At 52.9% G+C, this 3,230-nt stretch carries 2 protein-coding genes and 1 tRNA gene; 1 reads left to right on the forward strand and 2 read right to left on the reverse strand.

The window, feature by feature from the left end:
• Positions 1–2,201, reverse strand: a 2,201-nt coding sequence (gene recC / locus ACTHS3_RS10960) for an exodeoxyribonuclease V subunit gamma (RefSeq protein ID WP_440367957.1), incomplete at its 3' end; no start/stop codon positions are given.
• Between the two features lie 199 nt (positions 2,202–2,400).
• Between recC and ACTHS3_RS10965 the strand changes: the two genes are divergently transcribed.
• Positions 2,401–2,477, forward strand: a tRNA-Pro gene (locus ACTHS3_RS10965).
• Between the two features lie 48 nt (positions 2,478–2,525).
• Here the strand turns inward: ACTHS3_RS10965 and ACTHS3_RS10970 are convergent.
• Positions 2,526–3,230: lysophospholipid acyltransferase family protein (locus tag ACTHS3_RS10970; protein WP_440367958.1), on the reverse strand; the 705-nt coding region annotated here is incomplete at its 5' end.

Raw genomic sequence — 3,230 nt, forward strand, 5'->3', positions numbered from 1 at the left:
GTATCCAGCAGCTCGCTGATTAACGAAGACGGCGCGAACTCGGCATCATTGCGTATATCGCGGCCGATATAAGACAAATACAGCATTTCGCGTGCGCTGATTAAGGCTTCAAGGAAAAGATAACGGTCGTCGTCGCGGCGGGCGCGGTCGCCTTTTTTCGGATGTTTGGCAATCAGGTCGAACACTGCCGCTTTGGTATTGCGCGGAAAATCGCCGTCATTCAGACCCAACAGGCAAACCATTTTAAACGGCAGGCTGCGCATCGGCACCATACTGCAAAAAGTAATGCCACCGCTCAAAAATCCGGCTTGGCTTTCGCTGTCCAAAAAGCGGCGGATATGGCGGATAACGGTTTTACACGGCAACAATCCGTCAAATTCGGCCAACTGCGCCTCTTCCTGCCATTTCGCCAAAGATTGCTCAAACTGTTGCTTGGCATATTGGTCGTCTGTATCCGGAGCAAACAGTTTCTCCAGCAAATCGCGGCAACGCTGCACCCAGCTTTCCACATTGGCAGGCTCTTGCCATTGCGCCGCCATATCAGCCAAAGTACGGATAAATTCGGCAAAACCGCTGAACACGTCCAACTGGTTGACATTACTATGCCACGCGCTCACACCCTGCCACATACCGTTGCCGCCTTCAGGCAGCATCCAGCCCAAGGCCAAACGCTCTACCGCCTGCTGCCAAGTAAAGAGGTTGTCTTTGCCCTCGCGCATGGTTTGGTCCAAACCCCAATGCACATTCAATCCGGCAACAGTCTCATGCAGCAGCGGCACATCTTCCTCGCTCAAACCGAAGCGTTGCAACACCAACCGGCTTTCCAGCAAAGGCAAAACCTTGTCCACTTCAAACCGGCTCTCCAGTAAGTCCAAAGTTTGCGCCAAAGCATACAGCAACGGCTGACGGCGGCTGAGTTTCACATCCGAAATCGAATACGGCAAAGCCTGGCTACCTGCATGCTCCTGCCCAAAAACGGCTTCGATAAACGGGCTGTACGGCTCGATGTTTGGCGTCAAAACGGCAATATCGTGCGGTTGCCAGTCGGGATTGTTTTGCAACACCAGCGACAGCTCTTCTTTCAAAATCTGCAATTCGCGCAAAGGGCTGTGTGCCGCAACGATTTTGACTGAGCCGTCGTTCAGCAGCTTGTCCGGCTCGACACACACTGGATTGCCGTCCGCATCGTGAACCTGAACCAAAGCCTGCTGCGCGCCTGCTTCGCCTTCTTCCTGTTGATATAAGCGTTCAGACGGCATGATCAAGTTTTGGATATCGTTTTGCAGGCAATGCAACAAGGTATCGTCTCTTCCCTCTTCATAAACCTGAATATCCTGCTCGGTTTCCACTTCCGACAGAAAATCAAAGAAATCGCGTCCCTGCTTGCCCAAAGAAGCCAACAGCGGATGCCCTGCCTGCGACAAATCCGCCTCATCGCCCCTTTTCAAAATTTGCGCCTCGTCGATGACCTCGCCCCAATATTGGCTGCTCGGGTTGAGCGCGAACACAAACACATCGCAATGCTTGGAAATTTGGTGCAGCAGTTGCAGATACATCGGTGCCATTGTCGAAATGCCGAATACAAACAACCTTTGCGGCAAAACCGATTTATCCAACTGCGCCAACAGCTTTTCCCACAAGGCCACGCGGTGCGGCGCCGATTGGCTGCCATCATCCAAATAACGCCACAGCCGCGCCTGCCAATCCTCATCATCGCCCAAACCCAGCAGCTTCCCAGCCTGCCACGCATCAATCCAATCCGGGCGGTACACCAAATATTGGTCGAAAATATCTGCCATCTGTCCGGCAAGCTGATAATCCGCCGATGCCGAGCTGTGCAAATAACTTTCCAGCTTCAGGCGCACGTTTTCGTACTCCGGGGCCGTCTGAAACGCTTCGCTGCGGAACAAATCCAGCAAACGCCAGCGCATAACTTCAGGCGAAAACGGACTGAGCGGCGGCACATCGGGAACCAATTTGCGCATCAGCTGCCACGCCAAACCGGCAGGCAGGCTGAACTTCAAATTCGCCGCCACGCCGAGTTTGCGCGCGAAAAACACATTCAGATAACGCCGCATCCCCTGGCTCTGCACCACCACTTCTTCCTGTGCCAATACCACATCCAAAGGCAAGGCCTGATGAATATGCGCGCACATTTCGGCAAGCGCTTCCAAACGGTCGGACTGATAAAGATAAAACATAGCAGACAATCTAAAAAACAATTGCCCACATTATAATGCCATTAGGACAAATGCTTCAGCAGAAGCGGCAAACAAAAACACAGGCCGTCTGAAACACATCGCTTCAGACGGCCTAAAACAAACCCATCGACAGCCAATTATTAATTATTTATCGACCCCTGTACAAACCGGCTTCTCCTATCCTATAATTTCCCACATTCGGAATGTAGCGCAGCCCGGTAGCGCACTTCGTTCGGGACGAAGGGGTCGGAGGTTCGAATCCTCTCATTCCGACCAAATACAAAACCTGCTTGAGTCCAAGCAGGTTTTTTACATTCGGCAAGCCTATATTTCCGGCGGGAAAGGCGCGCCTTCGGGATGTTTGTAGCGGTTGTACATAAACAAATATTGTTCCGGAAAACGGCGTATCCAATACTCGGTATTTTCATTGATCACGCGCGCGTCGTTCTCCTTATCGCCGTTCAACTCGCCGCGCAAAGGCTCTATATGCAAGACAAAGCCTTTACCGTCGGGCAAACGCTCGCCGCAGAAAAACAAAGCCTTCACGCCTTTGACTTGCGCCAGCTTGCCTGCCAACGTCATGGTGTAGGCAGGTTTGCCGAAAAAGTCCACCCACACGCCGTCGCCTCCTTCTTCCGGAGACGGTACATGGTCCGGCAACACAATGGTCGCTTCGCCGCCGCGCAGCGCTTTGATGATTTGTTTGACGCCCTGAATGCTGGTCGGTGCAGTCTTGCCTTTACCGCGCACGCGCCCTGCCTGCATCACCGCATCAAATGCCTTGATTTTCGGCGGCTTGTACATCGCCGTCAGCGGAAACGGCAGTTGCTGGCTGATGTAACGACCCGCCAAATCATAGCTGCCGATGTGCGGCGTGATAAACAGCAAACCTTCGCCCGCGCTCAAGGCCGTCTGAACATGTTCCCAACCGTTGACGCTGACAAACAGGTTTTCAATTTCCTCAGGCCGTCTGAAAAACGCCACCGGCAATTCCAAGCCGCCTTTTGCCGTTTCACGGAAAACTTTTTT

This window comes from Neisseria sp. P0009.S007 (genome assembly GCF_051962515.1).